This is a genomic window from Streptomyces sp. C36 (assembly GCF_040932295.1).
GTDB classification, from domain to species: Bacteria; Actinomycetota; Actinomycetes; order Streptomycetales; family Streptomycetaceae; genus Streptomyces; species Streptomyces triculaminicus.
The window spans coordinates 1-20,546 of sequence record NZ_JBFQGI010000017.1 but is presented as its reverse complement, the minus strand read 5'-3'; the positions used below and the strand labels follow the sequence as shown (position 1 = coordinate 20,546).

At 71.7% G+C, this 20,546-nt stretch carries 23 protein-coding genes; 16 read left to right on the top strand and 7 right to left on the bottom strand.

Features of this window, described 5'->3' with window-relative positions; translation table 11 throughout:
• The first annotated feature begins 260 nt into the window (after nucleotides 1–260).
• From AB4K12_RS31085 to AB4K12_RS31070, 4 genes are all read left to right on the top strand, one after another.
• Nucleotides 261–605 carry a hypothetical protein gene (locus AB4K12_RS31085; RefSeq protein WP_086573880.1) on the top strand — a complete coding sequence of 115 codons (345 nt, stop codon included), beginning with the start codon at nucleotides 261–263 and terminating at the stop codon, nucleotides 603–605.
• A gap of 34 nt (nucleotides 606–639) precedes the next feature.
• On the top strand, nucleotides 640–756 hold the full coding sequence (locus AB4K12_RS31080) for an SGM_5486 family transporter-associated protein (protein ID WP_278186248.1): 117 nt from the start codon (nucleotides 640–642) through the stop codon (nucleotides 754–756).
• Nucleotides 757–1,002: 246 nt separating this feature from the next.
• Nucleotides 1,003–1,224 carry a hypothetical protein gene (locus AB4K12_RS31075; RefSeq protein ID WP_368438129.1) on the top strand — a complete coding sequence of 74 codons (222 nt, stop codon included), beginning with the start codon at nucleotides 1,003–1,005 and terminating at the stop codon, nucleotides 1,222–1,224.
• Nucleotides 1,225–1,310: 86 nt separating this feature from the next.
• The gene (locus AB4K12_RS31070; RefSeq protein ID WP_368438127.1) at nucleotides 1,311–1,829 is read left to right on the top strand and encodes a histidine phosphatase family protein; all 519 of its coding nucleotides are present in this window, start codon (nucleotides 1,311–1,313) and stop codon (nucleotides 1,827–1,829) included.
• A 42-nt stretch (nucleotides 1,830–1,871) separates the two neighbouring features.
• On the opposite strand, the gene serB is transcribed toward AB4K12_RS31070, so the two are convergent.
• Nucleotides 1,872–3,104: a phosphoserine phosphatase SerB gene (gene serB, locus AB4K12_RS31065; RefSeq protein ID WP_362260528.1), complete on the bottom strand. Its 1,233-nt coding sequence runs from the start codon at nucleotides 3,102–3,104 to the stop codon at nucleotides 1,872–1,874.
• An 81-nt stretch (nucleotides 3,105–3,185) separates the two neighbouring features.
• Nucleotides 3,186–4,829, bottom strand: a complete 1,644-nt coding sequence (locus AB4K12_RS31060; protein WP_368438125.1) for a streptophobe family protein — start codon at nucleotides 4,827–4,829, stop codon at nucleotides 3,186–3,188.
• Nucleotides 4,830–5,070: 241 nt separating this feature from the next.
• Here AB4K12_RS31060 and AB4K12_RS31055 point away from each other — a divergent pair, with 241 nt between their 5' ends.
• Nucleotides 5,071–7,632, top strand: a complete 2,562-nt coding sequence (locus AB4K12_RS31055) for an FHA domain-containing protein (protein ID WP_368438123.1) — start codon at nucleotides 5,071–5,073, stop codon at nucleotides 7,630–7,632.
• Nucleotides 7,633–7,725: 93 nt separating this feature from the next.
• On the opposite strand, the gene AB4K12_RS31050 is transcribed toward AB4K12_RS31055, so the two are convergent.
• Both AB4K12_RS31050 and AB4K12_RS31045 read right to left on the bottom strand, forming a co-directional pair.
• Complete coding sequence (locus AB4K12_RS31050) at nucleotides 7,726–8,439, bottom strand: transglycosylase SLT domain-containing protein (protein ID WP_086570710.1); 714 nt, start codon at nucleotides 8,437–8,439, stop codon at nucleotides 7,726–7,728.
• A gap of 364 nt (nucleotides 8,440–8,803) precedes the next feature.
• The gene (locus tag AB4K12_RS31045) at nucleotides 8,804–9,502 is read right to left on the bottom strand and encodes a nitroreductase family protein (RefSeq protein ID WP_368438120.1); all 699 of its coding nucleotides are present in this window, start codon (nucleotides 9,500–9,502) and stop codon (nucleotides 8,804–8,806) included.
• Nucleotides 9,503–9,646: 144 nt separating this feature from the next.
• Here AB4K12_RS31045 and AB4K12_RS31040 point away from each other — a divergent pair, with 144 nt between their 5' ends.
• The 4 genes from AB4K12_RS31040 to AB4K12_RS31025 all read left to right on the top strand — a co-directional run bounded on the left by AB4K12_RS31040 (nucleotide 9,647) and on the right by AB4K12_RS31025 (nucleotide 12,463).
• On the top strand, nucleotides 9,647–10,804 hold the full coding sequence (locus AB4K12_RS31040; protein WP_368438118.1) for a GAF domain-containing sensor histidine kinase: 1,158 nt from the start codon (nucleotides 9,647–9,649) through the stop codon (nucleotides 10,802–10,804).
• Nucleotides 10,797–11,447, top strand: coding sequence for a response regulator (locus tag AB4K12_RS31035; RefSeq protein WP_368438116.1), 651 nt, complete (start codon nucleotides 10,797–10,799; stop codon nucleotides 11,445–11,447). The genes AB4K12_RS31040 and AB4K12_RS31035 overlap by 8 nt, the downstream gene beginning before the upstream one ends.
• A gap of 177 nt (nucleotides 11,448–11,624) precedes the next feature.
• Nucleotides 11,625–11,870: a chaplin gene (locus AB4K12_RS31030; protein ID WP_362263329.1), complete on the top strand. Its 246-nt coding sequence runs from the start codon at nucleotides 11,625–11,627 to the stop codon at nucleotides 11,868–11,870.
• 191 nt (nucleotides 11,871–12,061) lie between these two features.
• Nucleotides 12,062–12,463, top strand: coding sequence for a chaplin (locus AB4K12_RS31025; protein ID WP_368438114.1), 402 nt, complete (start codon nucleotides 12,062–12,064; stop codon nucleotides 12,461–12,463).
• 103 nt (nucleotides 12,464–12,566) lie between these two features.
• On the opposite strand, the gene AB4K12_RS31020 is transcribed toward AB4K12_RS31025, so the two are convergent.
• The gene (locus AB4K12_RS31020; RefSeq protein WP_368438112.1) at nucleotides 12,567–13,373 is read right to left on the bottom strand and encodes a hypothetical protein; all 807 of its coding nucleotides are present in this window, start codon (nucleotides 13,371–13,373) and stop codon (nucleotides 12,567–12,569) included.
• A gap of 91 nt (nucleotides 13,374–13,464) precedes the next feature.
• On the opposite strand from AB4K12_RS31020, the gene AB4K12_RS31015 reads away from it, so the two are divergent.
• From AB4K12_RS31015 to AB4K12_RS31000, 4 genes are all read left to right on the top strand, one after another.
• Nucleotides 13,465–14,274: an ABC transporter ATP-binding protein gene (locus AB4K12_RS31015; RefSeq protein ID WP_362263337.1), complete on the top strand. Its 810-nt coding sequence runs from the start codon at nucleotides 13,465–13,467 to the stop codon at nucleotides 14,272–14,274.
• Nucleotides 14,275–14,345: 71 nt separating this feature from the next.
• The gene (locus AB4K12_RS31010) at nucleotides 14,346–14,768 is read left to right on the top strand and encodes an NfeD family protein (RefSeq protein ID WP_242705073.1); all 423 of its coding nucleotides are present in this window, start codon (nucleotides 14,346–14,348) and stop codon (nucleotides 14,766–14,768) included.
• A 129-nt stretch (nucleotides 14,769–14,897) separates the two neighbouring features.
• Nucleotides 14,898–15,851, top strand: a complete 954-nt coding sequence (locus AB4K12_RS31005) for an SPFH domain-containing protein (RefSeq protein ID WP_368438110.1) — start codon at nucleotides 14,898–14,900, stop codon at nucleotides 15,849–15,851.
• Nucleotides 15,852–15,974: 123 nt separating this feature from the next.
• Nucleotides 15,975–16,742, top strand: coding sequence for a sulfite exporter TauE/SafE family protein (locus AB4K12_RS31000; RefSeq protein WP_368438108.1), 768 nt, complete (start codon nucleotides 15,975–15,977; stop codon nucleotides 16,740–16,742).
• A 272-nt stretch (nucleotides 16,743–17,014) separates the two neighbouring features.
• Here AB4K12_RS31000 and AB4K12_RS30995 read toward each other — a convergent pair whose 3' ends face one another.
• Nucleotides 17,015–17,554: a YbhB/YbcL family Raf kinase inhibitor-like protein gene (locus tag AB4K12_RS30995; protein WP_368438106.1), complete on the bottom strand. Its 540-nt coding sequence runs from the start codon at nucleotides 17,552–17,554 to the stop codon at nucleotides 17,015–17,017.
• A 249-nt stretch (nucleotides 17,555–17,803) separates the two neighbouring features.
• Here AB4K12_RS30995 and AB4K12_RS30990 point away from each other — a divergent pair, with 249 nt between their 5' ends.
• Together AB4K12_RS30990 and AB4K12_RS30985 are read left to right on the top strand one after the other, a co-directional pair.
• On the top strand, nucleotides 17,804–18,214 hold the full coding sequence (locus AB4K12_RS30990) for a ribonuclease domain-containing protein (protein WP_207247157.1): 411 nt from the start codon (nucleotides 17,804–17,806) through the stop codon (nucleotides 18,212–18,214).
• The gene (locus AB4K12_RS30985; protein ID WP_368438104.1) at nucleotides 18,211–18,639 is read left to right on the top strand and encodes a barstar family protein; all 429 of its coding nucleotides are present in this window, start codon (nucleotides 18,211–18,213) and stop codon (nucleotides 18,637–18,639) included. The genes AB4K12_RS30990 and AB4K12_RS30985 overlap by 4 nt, the downstream gene beginning before the upstream one ends.
• A gap of 82 nt (nucleotides 18,640–18,721) precedes the next feature.
• Here AB4K12_RS30985 and AB4K12_RS30980 read toward each other — a convergent pair whose 3' ends face one another.
• Nucleotides 18,722–19,504, bottom strand: coding sequence for a sporulation protein (locus tag AB4K12_RS30980; protein ID WP_086573294.1), 783 nt, complete (start codon nucleotides 19,502–19,504; stop codon nucleotides 18,722–18,724).
• 61 nt (nucleotides 19,505–19,565) lie between these two features.
• Here AB4K12_RS30980 and AB4K12_RS30975 point away from each other — a divergent pair, with 61 nt between their 5' ends.
• Nucleotides 19,566–20,213 (top strand): DNA-3-methyladenine glycosylase, encoded by a 648-nt coding sequence (locus tag AB4K12_RS30975; protein ID WP_368438103.1) that lies wholly within the window; start codon nucleotides 19,566–19,568, stop codon nucleotides 20,211–20,213.
• The last annotated feature ends 333 nt before the right edge of the window (nucleotides 20,214–20,546 follow it).

Genomic DNA, 20,546 nt, shown 5'->3' with positions numbered 1-20,546 from the left:
ACACATGATGGGCGCCTAGCACCCCACTCGCCGGACGGAGTCCGGCGCAGCCGTCCGAAGCCTGTGAGGCCCCCAGGGGCCGATCAGTGCGAGGGCGGCGTGCGGAAACGGTCGGCGGCGTGCACATGATGGGCGCCTGACGCTCGCAGCGCGTTCGTGATGCCCGTCCCGGCACCCGCCGGGGCGGGCATCGCGCGTTCCCCGGGTCGTGCGCGGCGGCCCGCGCCCGCACACTGGGGGCAGGGAGGAGGTGGCAGGCGATGCGCTTCCCGATATGCGGCGCGGCGGCGCTGCTCCTGGCGACCGCCGCCCTGTCCGGTGCCCAGGCGACGGCCGCCGGGCACGGAGGGCACGCCTCCCGCGCGCCGGAGCCGCGGCGCGAGGCGGAGTGCCACACCCGGGTGCTGGGCTCCCACGCCCGGTCCGACTGCTTCAACGGCGACTCCCGACCCGACCGCGTCCAGCTGCACGTGATGTGCGCCCGGTGGTGGGATCCGGCCATGGACACCGCCCCGGTCACGGTCGGCCCGGCCGGCCATGTCACCCTCACCCAGCGCTGCTGGCTGGAGGTCCGCAAGGCGTGGGTGACCCATACGCCCGGCTGACGGCCGCCGGGAGCGGGGTGGGAGACTGTGTCCCATGCCCGTACTCGACGAGAACCCCAAGAACGGCCAGAAGGCCCTGCTGACCATCCTCGGCGCGATGCTCGGCATCACCGTCGTCATCGCCGTCATCGCGACGATCGCCTCCCCCTGAGCCGGGGCGTCGCCTGCTCCTGAGCCGGGGCGTCGCCTGCCCCTGAGCCGGGGGAGTCGCCTCTCCCCGAGCCGGGCCTCCGGATCGTGCCGCCCCTAGGGGATGGTGGGGCCAGCCCCACCATCCCCTAGGGGGTCAGGGTCAGGGAGGAGTGGGTGGGTTGCCGGATGGGCGCCGGCCCTCGCTCTCCGTAGGTTCGTAGTACACCGCGACGCGGCGGTGCACCGACCCTCGGAGGCGATCCCCATGTCCGCCGGCAGGCAGCTTCCCGTTCCCGCCAGCGCACGGCCCGGACCGCAGACCAGGCTGCCGTGGTGGGCCCTGCTGCTTCCCGCCCTCGCGTTCGTGGCCCTCTTCTCCCTACTGTCCACGCCCGCCGCCGCGGCCGGCGGCACCGAGCCGGGCGGGAGCACGCTGGCGCGCGTGGTGAGGTTCGTCGAGTACTCCGCCGGGCACTGGGCGCCGTGAGCGTCGTGCGCCGGGGCGCCACCCGGCGGGGTCAAGCCTGTCAACACCCCGCGCCTCGCCATGGGTTTCGTGCGAAGCTGGACGACATGAGCTCCTCCGACACCCGCAGGATTGTCATCCTCCGGCACGCCAAGGCCGAATGGTCCGACGGCGACGACCACGAACGCCCCCTCGCCGAGCGCGGCCGCAAGGACGCCCCCGTCGCCGGCCGCTGGCTCGCCGGGTCCGGCATCGCTCCCGGCCTGGCCATGTGCTCCACCTCCGCGCGCACCCGCGAGACCTGGAAGCTCGCCGTCCATGAGCTGCCGGAGCGCCCGCGGACGGTCTACGAGGACCGGATGTACGAAGCCTCCCTCGGCGAGCTGATCGCGCTGCTCAACGAGGTCTCCGACGAGGTGAACGACCTGGTGCTCATCGGTCACAACCCCGGCATGCACGGCCTGGCCGACGCCCTGGCCGGCGAGTCGGAGGGCGACCTGCTGGCCCGGATGAACCGTTCCGGCTTCCCCACCGCCGCGATCGCGGTGCTCACCTTCAGCGGCTCCTGGAAGGACGTCGAGCACGGCGTGGGCCGGCTGATCGCCTTCTGGTCCCCGCACGCCTGACCGACGCGCCGGCCGTTGGGGCGGCCACTGGGGCGGGCGGCCTCACTCGTGGGTGTTGGCCGCCTCGACCTCTTCCCGGGTGACGCCCAGCAGATAGAGCACCGTGTCCAGGAACGGCACGTTCACCGCCGTGTGCGCGGCCTCGCGGACCACGGGCTTGGCGTTGAACGCCACGCCCAGACCCGCCGCGTTGAGCATGTCGAGGTCGTTGGCGCCGTCCCCGACCGCCACCGTCTGGGACAGCGGCACCCCGGCCTCGGCCGCGAAGCGGCGCAGCAGCCGGGCCTTGCCCGCCCGGTCCACGATCTCCCCGGTGACCCGGCCGGTCAGCTTCCCGTCGACGATCTCCAGCGTGTTGGCGGAGGCGAAGTCCAGGCCCAGCCGCTCCCGCAGGTCGTCGGTGACCTGGGTGAAACCGCCGGAGACCACCCCGACCTGGAAGCCCAGCCGCTTGAGGGTCTTGATCAGGGTGCGGGCGCCCGGCGTGAGCCGCACCTCGGCCCGCACCTTCTCCACCACCGACGCGTCCAGCCCCGCCAGCAGCGCCACCCGCGCGTGCAGGGACTGCTCGAAGTCCAGTTCGCCGCGCATCGCCCGCGCGGTCACCTCGGCCACCTCCGCCTCACAGCCCGCGTGGGCCGCGAACAGCTCGATGACCTCGTCCTGGATGAGCGTGGAGTCCACGTCCATCACCACCAGCCGCTGCGCCCGGCGCTGCAGGCCGGCCGCCACGACCGCCACGTCCACGCCCAGCGCCGCCGATTCGATGGCCAGCGCGGTGCGCAGCTTCTCCGTGTCCGTGCCCGAGACCGCGAACTCCACGGCCGTGACGGGGTACTTGGCGAGGCGGAAGATACGGTCGATGTTGCCGCCGGTGTCGGTGATGGCGGCGGCGATGGCGGCCGTCGACTCGGCGGTGAGGGGGTGGCCGAGCACGGTGACATGCGAACGGCCGGTGCCACGGGGGCGGTTGTCGCCCCGGCCGGAGATGATCTCGGTCTGCAGGCGCATCGACTCCGCCCAGCTGTGCACGGTCGCCCGCAGCGAACCCTCGGTCGACGCGCCCCCCGAGGGGGCGGTGACCAGCGCGCACAGGGTGATCCGGCCCCGCGTGACGACCTGCTCGATGTCTATGACGTCCACGGCGTAGGCGGCGAGGGTGTCGAACAGCCCGGCGGTGATGCCCGGCCGGTCCTTACCGAAGATCTTGACGAGCAGGGTCGGGTCGTCTTCGCCGGTGACGGCGGTGGCAGGCGAGGTCTGCGATGCGCTCATGGTGCTTCCTACCGTATCCGTCCCCGCGCCGGATCCGCACAGGTGTCCCGGTCGGCGGACGGCCCTGCCCCTGCCCGACCCCTATCCGCGCCCCCGTGGCGGAGGCGGCTCGTCCGGCGGCGGCACGGGCGAGGACCCGTAGCGGTAGCCCGGCTGCCGGGGCGGGCGGGGCGGAGGACGCAGCGGCGAGCGGCTCGTCTGGGTGGGTGCGCTGTACGGGTCGTCCCCCGGCTGCCGCAGGTAGGGATTGGTCTCCGGCCGCGCGGGCCGGTAGCCCGACGACGGGTTGTACGGCCCCGGCAGGTACGCCGGATCGGGGTACGCGCCACCCCCGGCGGCCACCGCTGGGCGCGCGAGCGGTGCCGCCCTGCGGCCCGCCGCCCCCGTCGCGTACGCCAGCAGCCCCCCGGCCACCCCCGCCACGAACCCCCACACCGCGCCCAGCGCCGCGGCCGCCGGCACGCTCCCGCTCAGCTCCAGACCGGCCCCCATCGCGTCGATGCCCAGCACCGACAGACTCGCGTCCGCCTTCACCCGCGTCGCCAGCACCAGCAGCGGCAGCGCCACCGCGGTGACCGCGCCCAGCGCCAGACCGCACCGCGCGGAGAAGCCCACCGCGCCCGCGGCGCCCCGGGGCGTACGGGCCGCCGTGAGCACCCCGGCCGCCAGCATCAGCAGCCCGCACCCCATGGGCAGCAGCCACACGCCCTGCTCGAGCTCGGCGAGGCGGGCCACCGAGACGTCCTGCCCGGTCCGCATCCGCAGCAGGTCGTCCAGGGGGTGGGGCAGCATCTGCAGCAGCGACCCGCTCGCCATCCCCCGCAGGGGCACGAACAGCCCCAGCGGCACCCCCAGCCACACCCCGTTGGGCGCCCCGAGCAGTGCGGCGCCGGCCACCCGGCCGGGGTGGCCGTCACCCGAGGCGGCGGCCACCGCGGCCGCCAGCCCCGCCACGACCGCCAGCAGCAGCACCGCCCGCAGCGCCGAGGCCGCCGGGCGGACGCCGCGGTGCAGCGCCTCCCAGCCGCGCGGCAGCGGGGTCCGGCGGGCCGAGAGCAATGTGATCAGCAGCACACCCAGCACCCACGCCAGCCCGCCCAGCAGCGAGGGGCCGGTGCGGACGGAGAAGCCGACGGAGGCCTTGGCGTCGGCGAGGTCCCGCAGGCGGTCGGTGAGACCGCCGCCGATGTCCCCGATGTCGCCGAGGCCGGGAATCTCCAGGCCCGGCCCGCCGCCGGGCCCGCCGCCGGACGCGCCCGGCAGGCCCAGCGCGCCCCCGTCGAAGGTGACGGTGGAGGAGCCCGCCCAGGCGAGGGCGCCCAGAATGAGGAGGAAAAGGACGACGACCGCCCCCGCCCGGGTCGCCAGCTCCGCGCCGCCCACGCTCGGGCCCAGGGCGCGCAGCGACCGGGCGAAGACCCAGCCGAGCAGCAGCGCCCCCACCAGCGCGACGCCCAATGGCGCGATGTCGATAGTGGTGTGCGCCCCCGCGCCCGTCAGGCCGAATGCTTCGACCGAGCCCGAGGGGGTGACCGATCCGCCGACCGCCAGGACCACCACGGCGGCCGTCATCGGGCCCAGGGAACCGGCGGCGTCCGCCCCCAGCAGATGCAGCCCCAGCGCCGCCACTCCGGCCATCGCGAGGAACGCCCAGCTCACCGCGGCGATCGCGGTCAGGAGCAGATCCGCGCCCCGCGCCGCGCGGCTGCCACCGGTCATGGTCATCACGGCCCCCCGGTCCATACCAGATGCCCCGGATGTTCATGATCCGTGCGTATCCATCGCATCCATGGGCGGTTACTACTGTCAGGGCGTGTTTCGCATCGGTCAACGGCGCCTGTTACAGGGCCGGTACACGGTCGCGTCACTCCCGACTTTCGGTTGAGGGACTGCGCCTGAAATAGTTCCTCCCGATGTTCGCCATCCCTAGACTCCCCCGTGCAGGGGGCTCATCGGGGGACAAGTAGTGGGGCATGGAGTGCCGGAACTCGTACTGGAATTGAATGGACAGACCTGGGCATTGGACCCGTCCCGGTCATACACCCTCGGACGCGATCCGCAGGGTGACTTGGTGCTGGAGGACGCCCGGGTCTCATGGCGGCACGCCACCGTCCGCTGGGGCGGACACGGCTGGATCATCGAGGACCACGGCAGCACCAACGGCACCTTCGTGCAGGGGCAGCGGATCGGTCAGACCGAGATCGGTCCCGGCTCCGCCGTGCACCTCGGCAACGCGACGGACGGCCCGCGGCTGAACTTCTCCGGTGCTCCCGGGGCCCCGGCCGCCGACCTGTACAGCGCGCACACCGCCATGGCCACGCCCGTGCAGCAGCACGGACAGCACCCCCCGCAGCAGTACCAGCAGCCGGGCCAGTCGTCCGGCGGCCAGGGGTGGCCCGGACAGCAGTACCAGCAGCCCCCGCAGCAGCAGGGCTGGCAGCAGCCCCAGCAGCAGGCGTACGTCCCGCAGCAGGCCCAGGCCGCGCAGCCGCCCGCCGGCGGCGCCGCGGGAGCCCCGCCCGTCTACGGCGACCGCAGCCCGACCAGCTTCCACCAGATGGCCGTCGGCCGCGTGATGCGCATCGGTCGTGCCCTGGACAACGAGCTGGTCGTCTCCGACCTCCAGGTCTCCCGGCACCACGCCGAGTTCCGGGCCACCCCCGGCGGCTTCGAGATCGTCGACCTCGGCAGCCACAACGGCACCTACGTCAACGGTCAGCCGGTCCGCCAGCAGATCATCGGCCCCAACGACATCGTCGGTGTCGGTCACTCGACCTTCCGGCTGGTCGGCGACCGGCTCGAGGAGTTCGTCGACACCGGTGACGTCTCCTTCTCCGCCCGCCACCTGACGGTCACGGTCGACGGCGGCAAGCAGATCCTCAAGGACGTCTCCTTCGGCGTCCCCGAGAAGTCGCTCATCGCCGTCATCGGCCCCTCCGGTTCCGGAAAGTCCACCCTCCTCAAGGCGCTCACCGGCTACCGGCCCGCCAACCAGGGTGACGTCCTCTACGACAACCGAAACCTGTACAAGCAGTTCGCCGAGCTGCGCCAGCGCATCGGTCTGGTCCCGCAGGACGACATCCTGCACAAGGAGCTCACGGTCCGGAAGGCGCTGCGCTACGCCGCCAAGCTCCGATTCCCCGGCGACACCGCGGCCTCCGAGCGCGAGGCCCGCATCGACGAGGTGCTGCGCGAGCTCAAGCTCGACATCCACAAGGACAAGAAGGTCACCGCCCTCTCCGGCGGCCAGCGCAAGCGCGTCTCGGTCGCCCTGGAGCTGCTGACCAAGCCGTCGCTGATCTTCCTGGACGAGCCCACCTCCGGCCTCGACCCGGGCATGGACCGTGACGTCATGCAGCTGCTGCGCGGCCTGGCCGACGACGGCCGCACGGTCCTGGTGGTCACCCACTCCGTCGCCGAGCTCGCCCTGTGCGACAAGCTGCTCGTCATGGCCCCCGGCGGCTCGGTCGCCTACTTCGGCCCGCCGGAGGAGGCGCTCAACTTCTTCGGCTACGAGACCTGGGCCGACGTCTTCTCGGCCTTCGAGAACTACCGCGACTACGACTGGTCGGGCCGCTGGAAGGGCTCGCAGCACTACCAGATGTACGCGGCCGACATCGACGCCGTCGCCCCGCAGTCCGTGCACGTCCAGCCGCAGATGGTCCGCCCGTCGGTGCCCCAGAGCTGGGGCTCCCAGCTGTGGACGCTGATGCGCCGCTACAGCTCGGTCATCGCCTCCGACCGCGGCTTCCTCGCCCTGATGCTGCTCCTGCCCGCCGTCCTCGGCGGCGTGAGCGCCCTGATCCCGTCCGACTTCGGACTCGGCGCGCCGAGCAAGGGCCACTTCAACCAGGACGCCGGCACGATCATGCTGATCCTCGCGGTCGGCATGTGCTTCTCCGGCGCCGCCAACTCCGTCCGTGAGCTGATCAAGGAACGGGTCATCTACGAACGGGAACGCGCCGTCGGCCTGTCCCGGTCCGCGTATCTGATGTCCAAGGTGATCGTCCTCAGCTTCATCACCGTGGTGCAGGGCGTCCTCACCTGCGCCATCGGCTTCTCGGTCCGCAAGCTGCCGGACGAGGGCCTCATCCTGAAGACGCTGCCGGCCGTCGAACTCTGCCTCGTGATCATCGGCCTGGGCTTCACCTGCATGATGATCGGCCTGGTCATCTCCTCCCTGGTGAAGACCGCCGAGAAGACCATGCCGCTGCTGGTCATGTTCGCCATCGTCCAGGTCGTGTTCACCGGCATCCTGTTCAAGCTGTACGACGCGCCCGGCGTCGAGCAGGTCGGCTGGCTGATGCCGGCCCGCTGGGCCATCGCCGGCGCCGGCACCACGCTGGACCTCTCGCACATCATGGCGCCGATGGACAAGAGCGACCCCAAGAACCTCGACCCGCTGTGGGAGCACAGCGCGGCGACGTGGGGCCTCGACATGGTCGCCCTCCTCGCGATCGGCATCGCCTGCGGCTTCGCGGTCATCCGCCTGCTGCGCCGCCACGAGCCCGAGGTCATGCGCAAGTAGACGGCCTCACGCACACACGCCGAAGGGCGGCACCCGGTCGCGGGTGCCGCCCTTCGGCGCATGTGCTCTCCGTCCCCGGGGGGCGGGGCCGGCTCAGTACGCCGAGTTGACGTTGTCCATGGAGCCGTAGACCTTCCACGCGTAGTTGCACGCGGCGGTGATGTTGGCGACCGGGTCGTAGATGTTCCAGGAGGTGCCGTCGACGTGGTACGCCTTGAAGGTCGGGTCGATCACCTGGAGCAGGCCCTTGGAGGGGATGCCGGCGGCGGCGTTGGAGTCCCAGTTGTTGATGGCGTTGGGGTTGCCCGTGGACTCCCGCATGATGTTGCGGTAGATGCCGTTGTACGAGCCGGGGATGCCCTTGGCCTTCATGATGTCCATCGCCTCCTTGATCCAGCCGTCAAGGTTGTTGGCGTAGGTCTTCGGGGCCGGGGCCGGAGCCGGAGCGGCGGGCGCGGCCTGGACCGGCTTGCGCTCCTGGGAACGGCTCGCGGCCTCCTTCTCGGCGCGCTCCTTGTCGGCCTTCGCCTTGGCGTCCGCCTCGGCCTTCTTCTTGTTGGCCTCGGCCTCGGCCTTGGCCTGCTTGGCGGCGTTGTCCGACTGCTTGGTCAGCTCGGCCTGCTGGGTCTCGCCGAACGCGGAGGTGTTCCAGGCGACCTGCTTCACGGCGACCGGCTTCTCGGTGTCGGCGGAGCCACTGGGAACGGCAGCGAACACCAGGGCGGCGGCACCGGCCGCGGCGATGCCGGCGGCGGAGAACTTGTGAACCTTGGTCAGGCGGGAATAGCCGGAGATGGGGGAGCGCATGCTGAGCTGAACCTCTTCCAGTCGCTTGAGTCGCATCAGGCCCGGATCGGCGCGAAGTAAGCGCCGCGTCTCGATCGACGGCGCCGTGCGACGGGGGCAATTCTTAGCGGCTGCAAAAAGGTGTGGCAAAGGTGTGACGTACTATCCCGCTTCGTTGCGGGCGTCGGGACCAAGGGCCCGGAAAAACGGCTCGCTCCCTGCTCGGGGCGATGCTTATGACCGCTTTAGGCCTCCACTAGGCCGCTTCGTACGTGACCTGCGTCCCATGAGCGGGCTCACACCGGGGGTAGCGCTCCCTCACCCGATGTGAGCGCGCAGGCACGAAGCGTTTGCGATCAAAAACGCTGCAACGTTGCTCGGCCGCTCAGATCTCGACCAGCACCTGCTCCAGCGTCTTGCGCACCAGATCCGGCACGCGGCAGTCCCCCGCCGGATACCCCACCGGGATCACCGCGAACGCCTTCTCGTTCGCCGGCCGCCCCAGCACCTCCGACAGGAACCGCATCGGGCTCGGCGTGTGCACCAGCGCGGCCAGCCCCGACAGGTGCAGCGCGGACAGCAGCATCCCCACCGCGATGCCGACCGACTCGTCCACGTAGTAGTGCTTGCGCCTGCCGCCGTCCTCGCCCAGCCAGTAGCGCTGCTGGAAGACCACGATCAGCGCGGGCGCGTCCGTCAGGTGCGGCTTGACCTCGTCCGTGCCCAGCGGCCGCAGCGCCGCCAGCCACTCCTCGCCCAGCCGCCCGTCGTAGGAGATCCGCTCCTCCTCCTCGGCCGCCCGCCGGATGCGCCGCCGCACCTCGGGGTCCTTGACCAGGACGAACGTCCACGGCTGCTGATGCGCCCCGGAGGGCGCCGTGGCGGCACAGGCGATCGCGTCCCTCACCACCTGCTCGGGCACGGCATCGGCGGAGAACTGCCGCACCGTCCGCCGCCGCCCCATCCGCTCCCGCAGCTCGGCGGCGCGGGCGAGGGACTCCTCGGCGGGCATCCGCTCCGGCCGGTACGGAACGGGCCGGTAGGGCTCGCCGTGGGTGGGCGTCCACTGCATTGGTATAGACATGCCGGGAGTCTTCCCCCGCCGTCCCACGGCCAGTCGTGCCCCCGAAGACGGAACGGAACACCGACCACCGCCCTAGGCCCCACGGCCCGCCGCGGCCGCCGCCGGGCCGATCCCCCGCCCGGCGGCGCTGGATACGGTGATCCCATGACCAACGGCCCCCGCTCCGGCCTCACGGCCGTGAGCACCGCACTGCTCGCCATGAGCCGCCACCTGGAAGTACGCGACGTCCTCAAGACGATCGTCGTCTCCGCCCGCGAGCTGCTGGACGCCGAGTACGCCGCCCTGGGCGTGCCCGACGACCACGGCGGCTTCGCCCAGTTCGTCGTCGACGGCGTCAGCGACGAGGAGTGGAAGGCCATCGGCCCGCTGCCCCGCCAGCACGGCATCCTCGCCGCGATGCTCCGGGAGGCCACCCCCCAGCGCCTCGCCGACGTCCGTCAGGACCCCCGCTTCGAGGGCTGGCCCGACGCCCACCCCGACATGAGCGACTTCATCGGCATGCCCGTCGCCGACGGCGAGGAGATCCTCGGCGCCCTCTTCCTCGCCAACAAGAAGCGGCACACCGCCACCGGCGGCCGCCGCACGGGCTGCGGCTTCACCGCCGACGACGAACAGCTCCTGGCCGTCCTCGCCCAGCACGCCGCCATAGCCCTCACCAACGCCCGGCTCTACGAACGCAGCCGCGAGCTGACCATCGCCGGCGAGCGGGCCCGCCTCGCGCACGAGCTCCACGACGCCGTCTCCCAGAAGCTCTTCTCCCTGCGCCTGACCGCCCAGGCCGCCGCCGCCCTCGTCGACCGCGACCCCGCCCGCGCCAAGGGCGAGCTGCACGAGGTGGCCCGCCTGGCCGCCGAGGCCGCCGACGAACTGCGCGCCGCCGTCGTCGAGCTGCGCCCCGCCGGCCTCGACGAGGACGGGCTGGCCGCCACCCTGCGCACCCACGTCAAGGTCCTGGACCGGGCCCACGGCGCCCACGTCACCTTCGCCACCCGGGGCGTACGGGCGCTGCCCGCCGCCCAGGAGGAGGCCCTCCTGCGCGTGGCGCAGGAGGCGCTGCACAACGCCCTGCGCCACTCCGGCGCCTCGGCCGTCGACGTCACCCTGACCCGCCTGGGCCACGGCGCCGCCCTGCGGGTCCGCGACGACGGACGGGGCTTCGACCCCTCGGCCGTCCGCCAGGCCGGCCGCCACCTGGGCCTGGTGTCCATGCGCGACCGCGCGGACGGGGTCGGCGGGAAGCTGACCGTGGACTCGGAGCCCGGCAAGGGCACCACGATCGAGATGGAGGTGCCCGGTGGCTGAGGCCAAGGTGATCAAGGTGCTGCTGGTCGACGACCACCAGGTCGTCCGGCGCGGGCTGCGCACGTTCCTGGAGGTCCAGGACGACATAGAGGTGGTGGGCGAGGCCGCGAACGGCGCGGAGGGCGTCGAGCGCGCCGAGGAGCTGCGGCCCGACGTCGTTCTGATGGACGTGAAGATGCCGGGCATGGACGGCATCGAGGCCCTGCGCAAGCTCCGCGAGCTCGGCAATCCCGCCCGGGTTCTGATCGTCACCAGCTTCACCGAGCAGCGGACCGTCGTCCCCGCCCTGCGCGCCGGCGCCGCGGGCTACGTCTACAAGGACGTGGACCCCGACGCCCTGGCCGGCGCCATCAGGTCCGTGCACGCCGGGCATGTGCTCCTCCAGTCCGAGGTGGCCGGCGCCCTGCTCTCCCAGGACGAGGGCGGCAACGGCGGCCAGGGGCGCGGCGGCGCGCTCACCGACCGGGAGCGCGAGGTGCTCGCCCTGATCGCGGACGGCCGCTCCAACCGCGAGATCGCGCGAGCGTTGGTGCTGTCGGAGAAGACCGTCAAGACGCACGTGTCGAACATCCTGATGAAGCTCGACCTCGCCGACCGCACCCAGGCGGCGCTGTGGGCCGTCCGCCACGGGATAGGCGCCTGAGCCGACGCCGTACCGAGCGGTAGCTGAACGTCATGTTCTGATCAGCGATTCATGCGGTCGTGTGATAACCCGCCCGCAGGCGCAACCCGAATGGCCCAGGGCCGTTTTCCATGGCGTAACCGCGGCAGCCGGCCGTGGCGACGCTTCGGAAACACTCCCAGGAAGGTCACAGAAAGAGTGAAGAACATGAAGAAGGCCGCTGCCGTCACCCTCGCCGTCGGCGGTCTCGCCCTGGCCGGCGCCGGTGCCGCCTCCGCGCACGGCGGGCACGGCGCGAGCGCCGAGTCCAAGGGCAACCCGGGCGTCGTCTCCGGCAACATCGTCCAGGCGCCGGTCTCCGTCCCCGTGAACGTCTGCGGCAACACGATCAGCGTCGTCGGCCTGTTCAACTCGTCGCTCGGCAACACCTGCGTCAACCAGTAACCGGCGCGATCCCGCCCTGCCGGAAACGTCGGCTCCGCTCCGGTGGAGCCGACATCCGGGTGGTGATCAATCGGCCGAACGAGGGCAAAAACCGCCGATGGCCGTGCCATCGGCGGCGCACTGGCGTTCATCAGTGCACGACCCCATGGCTGGGGCCGGCAAGGTCAGTCGTCTCAAAGGAAGACCACCTCATGAACAGTGCCAAGAAGGCCGCCCTCGCTCTGGCCGCCGCAGGCGTCGCCCTCAGCGCCTCCGTGGCGCCCGCTCTGGCCGACGACGGCTTCAACGGGGCCCTGGCCTCGGGCGTCGCGAAGGGCTCCCCGGGTGTCGTCTCGGGCAACGTCATCCAGATCCCGATCGACATCCCGATCAACATCTGCGGCAACACGATCGACATCATCGCCCTGCTCAACCCGACCTTCGGGAACACCTGCATCAACGGCGACACCAAGAGCCACGGCCACTACCACGAGGAGTACCACGAGCAGCACCACGGCGGCCGAGGGCACCACGACGACGGTGGTCACCACGACGACGGTGGTCACCACGACGACGGTGGTCACCACCACAACCACCACGAGGGCGGCCACTAAGGCCTGACGCTCCGCGCCCCCCAGGGGGCGTACGGGCGCACAGCGGGAAGGCCCCGTGGACCGCGCGGTCCACGGGGCCTTCCCGTGCCCGGATCCGGCTCCCTCAGCCCCGGCGCCGGTCCCGCTCCTCCACCATGGCGTTGTACGCGGCCACCTGGGCCCGCCGGGCCGTGCGCTCCACCGGTCGCAGCGCGGCCGCCCGCGCCGCGATCTCCGAGGCGCTCACCGCGCCGCCGTGCTCACGCCCCTCGCGGTCGCCGGGCCGGTAGGCGATGGAGATCAGCGCCCCCACCCGCCGGGCGAGCTCCAGCACCCGTACCGCGCGCGGCGGGTAGCCGGGCGCCAGCACCTCGCCCCCGCGCTCGGCCCGCGCCCGGTAGGCCTCCAGCGCCGCCTGTGCCACCGGCCCGGACCCGGCCACGTCCAGCCGGGTGAGGACCTCGATCGCCTCGCGCATCGCCTCGGCGAGCTCCCGCTCGGCCTCCGACAGCGACGGCACGTCCGCGGGTGGCGCCTCCCGCACGGGCAGGCAGTGCCAGACGACCTCCACGTGCACATCGCCCTCGGGCCCCGCCTCGTACACCTCCGGTACGAGCCCCAGCGCCGCGCCCGAGGCGACGACGGCCTCCTCGGCCTCCAAGGCGCGCGCGTTGAACTCCGGGGGCCCGCTCAGCCCCAGCGGGTGTCCGGGCGCCGGCAGCGCGAGGCGCAGCCCCGTCGCCCCGAGGGCGCGCAGCCGCCCCAGGGCCAGGGTCAGGCCGACGGGCCCGGACTCGCCGGGCAGACCGGTGACACGGTGGACCGCGTCACGTCCGGTGATGTGGTGGGCCGCGTCATCCGGGGAGGCAAATCCGGCAAGCAGGGCATTTCCCCATGCGGTGAGCCGTCCTGAGCGAGGTTCATCGAGCATGCCCCCCAGCCTAGGGACTGCCATCCGCGACCGGTGGCGTAGGTTTTCCTTGGGGACTGCGCCGACAGGCGCAAGCGACGACGCGACTGCAATGGGAGACAACGCGCTCATGAGCGATGTGCTGGAACTGGTGGACGTATCCGTGGTCCGCGAGGGCCGGGCTCTGGTGGACCAGGTCTCCTGGTCGGTCAAGGAGGGCGAGCGCTGGGTGATCCTCGGCCCCAACGGCGCCGGCAAGACCACCCTCCTCAATGTCGCCTCCAGCTATCTCTTCCCGAGCAAGGGCACCGCCCGGATCCTCGGCGAGAAGCTCGGCGCCGTCGACGTCTTCGAGCTGCGCCCGCGCATCGGCATGGCCGGCATCGCCCTCGCCGACAAGCTGCCGCGCACCCAGACCGTCCTGGAGACCGTGCTCACCGCCGCCTACGGCATGACGGCCACCTGGCACGAGGACTACGAGGAGGTCGACGAGCAGCGCGCCCGCGCCTTCCTCGACGTGCTCGGCATGACCGACCACCTCGACCGCAAGTTCGGCACCCTCTCCGAGGGCGAGCGCAAGCGCACCCTCATCGCCCGCGCGATGATGACCGACCCCGAGCTGCTCATGCTCGACGAGCCCGCCGCCGGCCTCGACCTCGGCGGCCGCGAGGACCTCGTCCGCCGCCTGGGCCGCCTCGCCCGCGACCCCCTCGCCCCCTCGATGGTCATGGTCACCCACCACGTCGAGGAGATCGCCCCCGGCTTCACCCACGTCCTGATGATTCGCCAGGGCAAGGTGCTGGCCGCCGGCCCCATCGAGCTCGAGCTCACCTCCCGCAACCTCTCGCACTGCTTCGGCCTCCCCCTGGTCGTCGAGCGCCGCGGCGACCGGTGGACCGCCCAGGGCCTGCCGATCTCCTGACGGACCACCGCCGGGGCCGGCCGGCCCCGGCGCCCTGTCCGACGGCCGTCCCGCGCCCCTACCATGACCATGTGGACACATGGGTCTGGTGGCTCGTAGCCGCCGTCGGGCTGGGTATTCCGCTGGTCGTGACCGCCATGCCGGAGTTCGGCATGTTCGCGGTCGGTGCCGTGGCCGCCGCTGTCACCGCCGCCCTGCACGGGGGCATGGTGGCCCAGGTCGTGGTCTTCGCCGTCGTCTCCGTCGCCCTCATCGCCGTCGTACGCCCGCTCGCCAACCGGCAGCGCTCCCGTCGCCCCGAGGTGAAATCGGGCATCGACGCCCTCAAGGGCCGCCAGGCCGTCGTCCTCGAACAGGTCGACGGCAACGGCGGCCGCATCAAGCTGGCCGGCGAGATCTGGTCCGCCCGCGCCCTCGACCCGGGCCGCGTCCACGCGGTCGGGGAACAGGTCGACGTCGTCGAGATCGACGGCGCGACGGCCGTGGTCATGTGACCGGCCGTGGAAGCGGTGCCTTACGGACGACCTGCGGCCAACGCCTGCACGGCGGCACCGTGTTCTGAAAGACTCTGATCAAGTCCAACGACACAGGCAACGACACAGGCACGGGGAGCTGGAGCCACGATGGAACCGATCATCATCGTCCTGATCATCCTGGTGGTGCTCGTCTTCATCGCCCTCATGAAGACGGTTCAGGTCATTCCGCAGGCCAGCGCCGCCATCGTCGAACGGTTCGGCCGCTACACCCGCACCCTCAACGCGGGCCTGAACATCGTCGTCCCCTTCATCGACTCCATCCGCAACCGCATCGACCTCCGCGAGCAGGTCGTGCCGTTCCCGCCGCAGCCGGTGATCACCCAGGACAACCTCGTCGTCAACATCGACACCGTCATCTACTACCAGGTGACCGACGCCCGCGCGGCGACGTACGAGGTCTCCAGCTTCATCCAGGCCATCGAGCAGCTCACCGTCACCACCCTGCGCAACATCATCGGCGGCATGGACCTCGAGCGGACCCTCACCTCCCGCGAGGAGATCAACGCCGCGCTGCGCGGAGTCCTCGACGAGGCCACCGGCAAGTGGGGCATCCGCGTCAACCGCGTCGAGCTCAAGGCCATCGAGCCCCCGACCTCCATCCAGGACTCGATGGAGAAGCAGATGCGCGCCGACCGGGACAAGCGCGCCGCCATCCTCACCGCCGAGGGCATCCGCCAGTCCCAGATCCTCACCGCCGAGGGCGAGAAGCAGTCCGCCATCCTGCGCGCCGAGGGCGAGGCCCGCGCCGCCGCACTGCGCGCCGAGGGCGAGGCCCAGGCGATCCGCACGGTCTTCGAGTCCATCCACGCCGGCGACGCCGACGAGAAGCTGCTCGCCTACCAGTACCTCCAGATGCTCCCGAAGATCGCCGAGGGCGACGCCAACAAGCTCTGGATCGTGCCCAGCGAGATCGGCGACGCGCTCAAGGGCCTCAGCGGCGCCGTCGGCAACCTCGGCCCCATGGGCTCCGGCGGCGGCAGCGGCCCCAGGATCACCAAGGAGAGCCCCCGCCCGCGCCGCGAGCAGCCCCCGATCGACTAGCCCGATCGACCAGGAGGCCGGCGCCCGCCTCCCTGTCGCGACGCGACCCGTCTGATGCATGATCAGTGTGGCCCCTCGACCTCTGACGGCGGGGAGGCGACACACTGACGTAAGGAGATGGCTTTGTCCATCTGGGAAGCTCTCGCGATCCTCGCGGCCGGCATCGGCGCCGGCACCATCAACACCATCGTCGGCTCCGGCACCCTGTTCACCTTCCCGGTGCTCCTCGCCACCGGACTGCCCCCGATCACGGCCAACGTCTCCAACACCGTGGGCCTCGTCACCGGCAACATCAGCGGCGCGATCGGCTACCGCCGTGAACTGCGCGGCCAGAAGCGGCGGATGGTCCGCTTCGGCCTGACCGCCCTCGTCGGCGGGCTCACCGGCGCGGTACTGCTCCTGGCCCTGCCGTCGAAGGCCTTCGACGCCATCGTGCCCGTCCTCATCGGCCTCGCCCTGGTCCTGGTCGTCCTCCAGCCCCGGATCGCCCGCGCCCTCGCCGCCCGCCGCGAACGCAACGGAACCGCGATCCCGACCGACGGCGGCCCCGCGCTGCTCATCGGCCTGCTGGTCGCCAGCACCTACGGCGGCTACTTCGGCGCCGCCCAGGGCGTCCTGTACCTCGCCCTCATGGGCATACTGCTCCACGACGAACTCCAGCGCGTCAACGCCCTCAAGAACGTCCTGGGCGTCATCGTCAACGGCGTCGCCGCGCTCTTCTTCGTCTTCGTCGCCGACATCGACTGGCTCGCCGTCCTGCTCATCGCCGCCGGATCCACCGTCGGCGGCCAGATAGGCGCCAAGGTCGGCCGCCGCCTGCCGCCGACCGCCCTGCGCGCCGTCATCGTCGTGGTCGGCGTCGTCGCGATCGTGCAGATGCTGCTCAAGTAGCCGCGATCCCCCGGGGGGAACGCTCCGGGCCCTTCCCCCGTATCCAGCACGGGCCCGGAGCGTACGACAGCGGACGCGGTCACCCGGCGCAGAACCGGCCTCCGGCAGACGGCCGGCGCACCTGCGCCCCGCCGCCCCCGCCACTGCGGTATCCGCTGCCCGACGGCCCTATGCGAAGCCGCCAGCCAAGCACCACCACTGTGCGATCCGGACCGGCGGGCGCGCAACGGAATTTCCGGTCGCTCGCGCGCGCCCGACGGGGCGTACGGACGTCAGCCCGAGGCCGCAACCTCGTACACGCCGATCAGCTGCGCCCGCGCGAGCGAGTGGAACCGCAGGTGGAAGCCCACCACGGCCGGAGAGGCGTCCGCGTCCGGGCCGAGCTTCTCCTGGTCCACCGCGTACACGTTGAACACATACCGGTGCGGCCCGTCCCCGGGGGGCGGCGCGGCACCGCCGAAGTCCTTGCTGCCGTAGTCGTTGCGCGCGTGCAGCGCGCCCGCCGGCAGTTCCGTCTTGTCACCGCTCGCCGCACCGGCGGGCAGCTCGGTCACGCCGGCCGGGATGTCGAACAGGACCCAGTGCCAGAAACCGCTGCCGGTCGGCGCGTCCGGGTCGAAGCACGTCACGGCGAAGCTCTTCGTGTTCGCCGGGAAGCCCTCCCAGCGCAGGTGCGGTGACGTGTTGCCGCCGGAGTACACCTGATCGCCCTTCAGCCGGGCATCGGGCGCCACGTCCTCGCTCTCCACCGTGAACGACGGAATGGGAGGAAAGAAGTCGTGGGGGAGAGGCGGTTTGTTCTGGTCTGACACTGGGACACCTCCAGTACGAGCGGACGGGTGGGAGCGCCAGCCTAACGAGGCCACCGGGACACATCCGGATACCGGACTGCGACCATATGGAGTGTGCTTCATGTACTTCGCCACATTCGTCATATCCGCCACATTCGCCACAACGGACCCTCGGGACGACCGGGGCCGCCACCCCAGGCATCACGACCGGCGGAACCCCAACGACCGGAAGCCCAACGGCCGGCGGACCGACGACCCGCGGGCCGAGTGATGCGGGCGCTGGCCGTGCTCCTGGCCGCCCTGCCGATCCTGCTCCTGCCGGCCTGCTCGACGGGCGGTCAGAAGACCGAGAAGGCACCGGCCTCCACCGCCACGACGACCGCACCGCCCTGGGCGAAGGGCATGAAGACCGTCCGCGAGGACAGACTGCCCCCCGAGGCCCGGCGTACCCTCGAACTCATCGCCAAGGGAGGCCCCTTCCCCTACGACAAGGACGGCAGCGTCTTCGGCAACTACGAGAACCGCCTGCCCCGCCAGGCCCGCGGCTACTACCACGAGTACACCGTCCCCACCCCCGGCGCCCGCAACCGCGGCGCCCGACGCATCATCACCGGCGACCACGCCGAGCGCTACTACACCGGCGACCACTACCAGACCTTCGAAGCGGTGGTGCAACCATGACCGGCCCCCTGCCCGCCCCCGGCCTCCCCGGACTCCTCAACGGATCCACGCCCCCCGGCATCTACCGCCTGCCCCCCGCCGACGCCCCCGAGGACGTCCCGGCCCTCGCCGCCGAGGCCGACTGGCGGGCATCCCGGCTCCGCCTCACCGGCGTCCACGACAAGGCCGCCTTCCTCGACCGGTGCGCGACCGACCTGGAATTCCCCCAGTGGTTCGGCCACAACTGGGACGCCCTGGCCGACTGCCTCACCGACCTGTCCTGGTGGGGATCCGGCAAGTTCCGCGGCTACCTGCTCCTCGCCGAGGACTGGGACGCCTTCGCCGCCTCGGCACCGGACGACGCCCGCACCGCCCTGGCCGTCCTCCACGACGCCGCCGACTACTGGGCGGGCACCGAATCACCCCTGGCCGTCCTCCTCGGCTGACACCCGCCAGTGGGTCCTCCTCTGCGGCCGGGCACACGGCGGCCGGGGTACGGGCCGCCACCCGCACCCCGGCCCGTCCGGCTCAGAGCCAGTTGCGCTGGCCGCCGACCTCGGCGAGCCACTGGTTCAGATAAGCGGCCCAGTCGGTGTCCCCGAACGACTGCAGATCGACCGTGAACGACCGGTACGTGTCGCTGCCCGAGCTGAACAGCCCCGGCTTCTTGTCCATCTCCAGAACGACATCCATCTGACGATCGTCGGCGACGAACGACAGCTCGACCTCGTTCAGCCCCCGGTACTGCGCCGGAGCGTGGAACTCGATCTCCTGGTAGAACGGCAGCCGCTGCCGCGTCCCGCTGATGTGGCCACGCTCCAGATCCGCCGACTTGAAGGCGAAACCGAGCCGGCCGAACGCGTCGAGAATCGCCTGCTGCGCCGGCATCGGGTGCACGTTCACCGGATCGAGGTCGCCCGAGTCCACCGCGCGGGCGATCGCCAGGTGCGTCGTCACCCCCACGCTCATCCCGGTCAGGTGCCGGCCCATGAACATCGTGATCGGCGTCTCCCAGGGAATCTCCAGCCCGAACGGCACCACGTGCACCGCCCCCGCCTGCACCTCGAACTCCCCGCCGAGCTGGACGCGCGTGAACTCCACGTCCTGCTTGTACTCGCCGTCCTCACCCTCCACCTCGACACGGGCCTGCAGCCCCACCGACAGCCCCTCGATGCGCTGCGGGACCGAGCCGCCCTGAATACGCACCTCGCCCTGCACCACACCGCCCGGGACGACGTTCTCCTCGAAGAGCACCGTCTCGACCGACGCGCCGCCCGCGCCCAGGCTCGCCATGAGCTTCTTGAACACCATCGCTGTTCCAACCTCCCCGGGACCGGGACGAACCCCGACCCTTCCACTACGCTCGACCGGCATGATCGCCGCGCCTGACCGTATGCCACTGGCTCGAGAGTTCTTCGACCGTCCCGTACTGGAGGTCGCACCCGAGCTCCTCGGTCGCACGCTCGTCCGGACGACCCCCGAGGGGCCGATCGAGCTCCGCATCACGGAGGTCGAGGCCTACGCCGGACAATCCGACCCCGGCTCCCACGCCTACCGCGGCCGCACGGAGCGCAACGCGTCGATGTTCGGGCCGCCCGGACACGCGTATGTCTACTTCATCTACGGAATGTGGTTCAGCCTGAACCTCGTCTGCGGCCCCGAAGGCACCGCGAGCGGCGTCCTGCTCCGCGGCGGCGAGATCACCAAGGGCGCCGACCTGGCCCGCGCCCGCCGCCCCAAGGCCCGCCGCGACCGCGAGCTCGCCCAGGGCCCCGCCCGCCTCGCGACCGCCCTCGACGTCGACCGGACACTCAACGGCACCGACATCTGCGCCGGCCCCGGCGCCCCCCTGTCCGTCCTCCAGGGCCACCCCGTCCCCGCGCACGACGTCCGCAACGGCCCGCGCACCGGAGTCGGCGGCGAGGGCGCGACCCACCCCTGGCGCTTCTGGGCGGACGGCGACCCGACGGTCAGCCCCTACCGCGCACACGTGCCGCGCGACCGGAGCAAGCGCGCGTAGGACACGGGGACGCAGAGACGTGAGAGGTGCACCGGCGGGGGTGTCATGACGGTGCTTGACTCCGGCGTCAAGAGGGCCTAACGTAGGCGAGCCGCTTGAGACGGAGCAGCGCTGTGAGCGCGTATCCACTGGGCGGCGACAACCACTACTGCGAGGACATCCCGGATCGGGATCTATTTCGGTGCGCCGAAATATGACGACGATCGGCTCGATTAGGAGCCGCAAGGGAAATCCGCTAAAGTAGTGGACACGCCGGAAGGCGCGGCAGTGAAAATTGCCGCTCTACGGCGGGCCCCGCTCCAACAGGGGACCGGAAACGGAATTCGAACCGGA

Bases quoted from the DNA above. Each gene is read 5' to 3' on its own strand.
- AB4K12_RS31085 (WP_086573880.1), top strand. From the start codon at position 261: ATGCGCTTCCCGATATGCGGCGCGGCGGCGCTGCTCCTGGCGACCGCC.
- AB4K12_RS31080 (WP_278186248.1), top strand. From the start codon at position 640: ATGCCCGTACTCGACGAGAACCCCAAGAACGGCCAGAAGGCCCTGCTG.
- AB4K12_RS31075 (WP_368438129.1), top strand. From the start codon at position 1,003: ATGTCCGCCGGCAGGCAGCTTCCCGTTCCCGCCAGCGCACGGCCCGGA.
- AB4K12_RS31070 (WP_368438127.1), top strand. From the start codon at position 1,311: ATGAGCTCCTCCGACACCCGCAGGATTGTCATCCTCCGGCACGCCAAG.
- serB (WP_362260528.1), bottom strand. From the start codon at position 3,104: ATGAGCGCATCGCAGACCTCGCCTGCCACCGCCGTCACCGGCGAAGAC.
- AB4K12_RS31060 (WP_368438125.1), bottom strand. From the start codon at position 4,829: ATGACCATGACCGGTGGCAGCCGCGCGGCGCGGGGCGCGGATCTGCTC.
- AB4K12_RS31050 (WP_086570710.1), bottom strand. From the start codon at position 8,439: ATGCGCTCCCCCATCTCCGGCTATTCCCGCCTGACCAAGGTTCACAAG.
- AB4K12_RS31045 (WP_368438120.1), bottom strand. From the start codon at position 9,502: ATGTCTATACCAATGCAGTGGACGCCCACCCACGGCGAGCCCTACCGG.
- AB4K12_RS31040 (WP_368438118.1), top strand. From the start codon at position 9,647: ATGACCAACGGCCCCCGCTCCGGCCTCACGGCCGTGAGCACCGCACTG.
- AB4K12_RS31025 (WP_368438114.1), top strand. From the start codon at position 12,062: ATGAACAGTGCCAAGAAGGCCGCCCTCGCTCTGGCCGCCGCAGGCGTC.
- AB4K12_RS31020 (WP_368438112.1), bottom strand. From the start codon at position 13,373: ATGCTCGATGAACCTCGCTCAGGACGGCTCACCGCATGGGGAAATGCC.
- AB4K12_RS31015 (WP_362263337.1), top strand. From the start codon at position 13,465: ATGGGAGACAACGCGCTCATGAGCGATGTGCTGGAACTGGTGGACGTA.
- AB4K12_RS31005 (WP_368438110.1), top strand. From the start codon at position 14,898: ATGGAACCGATCATCATCGTCCTGATCATCCTGGTGGTGCTCGTCTTC.
- AB4K12_RS30990 (WP_207247157.1), top strand. From the start codon at position 17,804: ATGCGGGCGCTGGCCGTGCTCCTGGCCGCCCTGCCGATCCTGCTCCTG.
- AB4K12_RS30985 (WP_368438104.1), top strand. From the start codon at position 18,211: ATGACCGGCCCCCTGCCCGCCCCCGGCCTCCCCGGACTCCTCAACGGA.
- AB4K12_RS30980 (WP_086573294.1), bottom strand. From the start codon at position 19,504: ATGGTGTTCAAGAAGCTCATGGCGAGCCTGGGCGCGGGCGGCGCGTCG.
- AB4K12_RS30975 (WP_368438103.1), top strand. From the start codon at position 19,566: ATGATCGCCGCGCCTGACCGTATGCCACTGGCTCGAGAGTTCTTCGAC.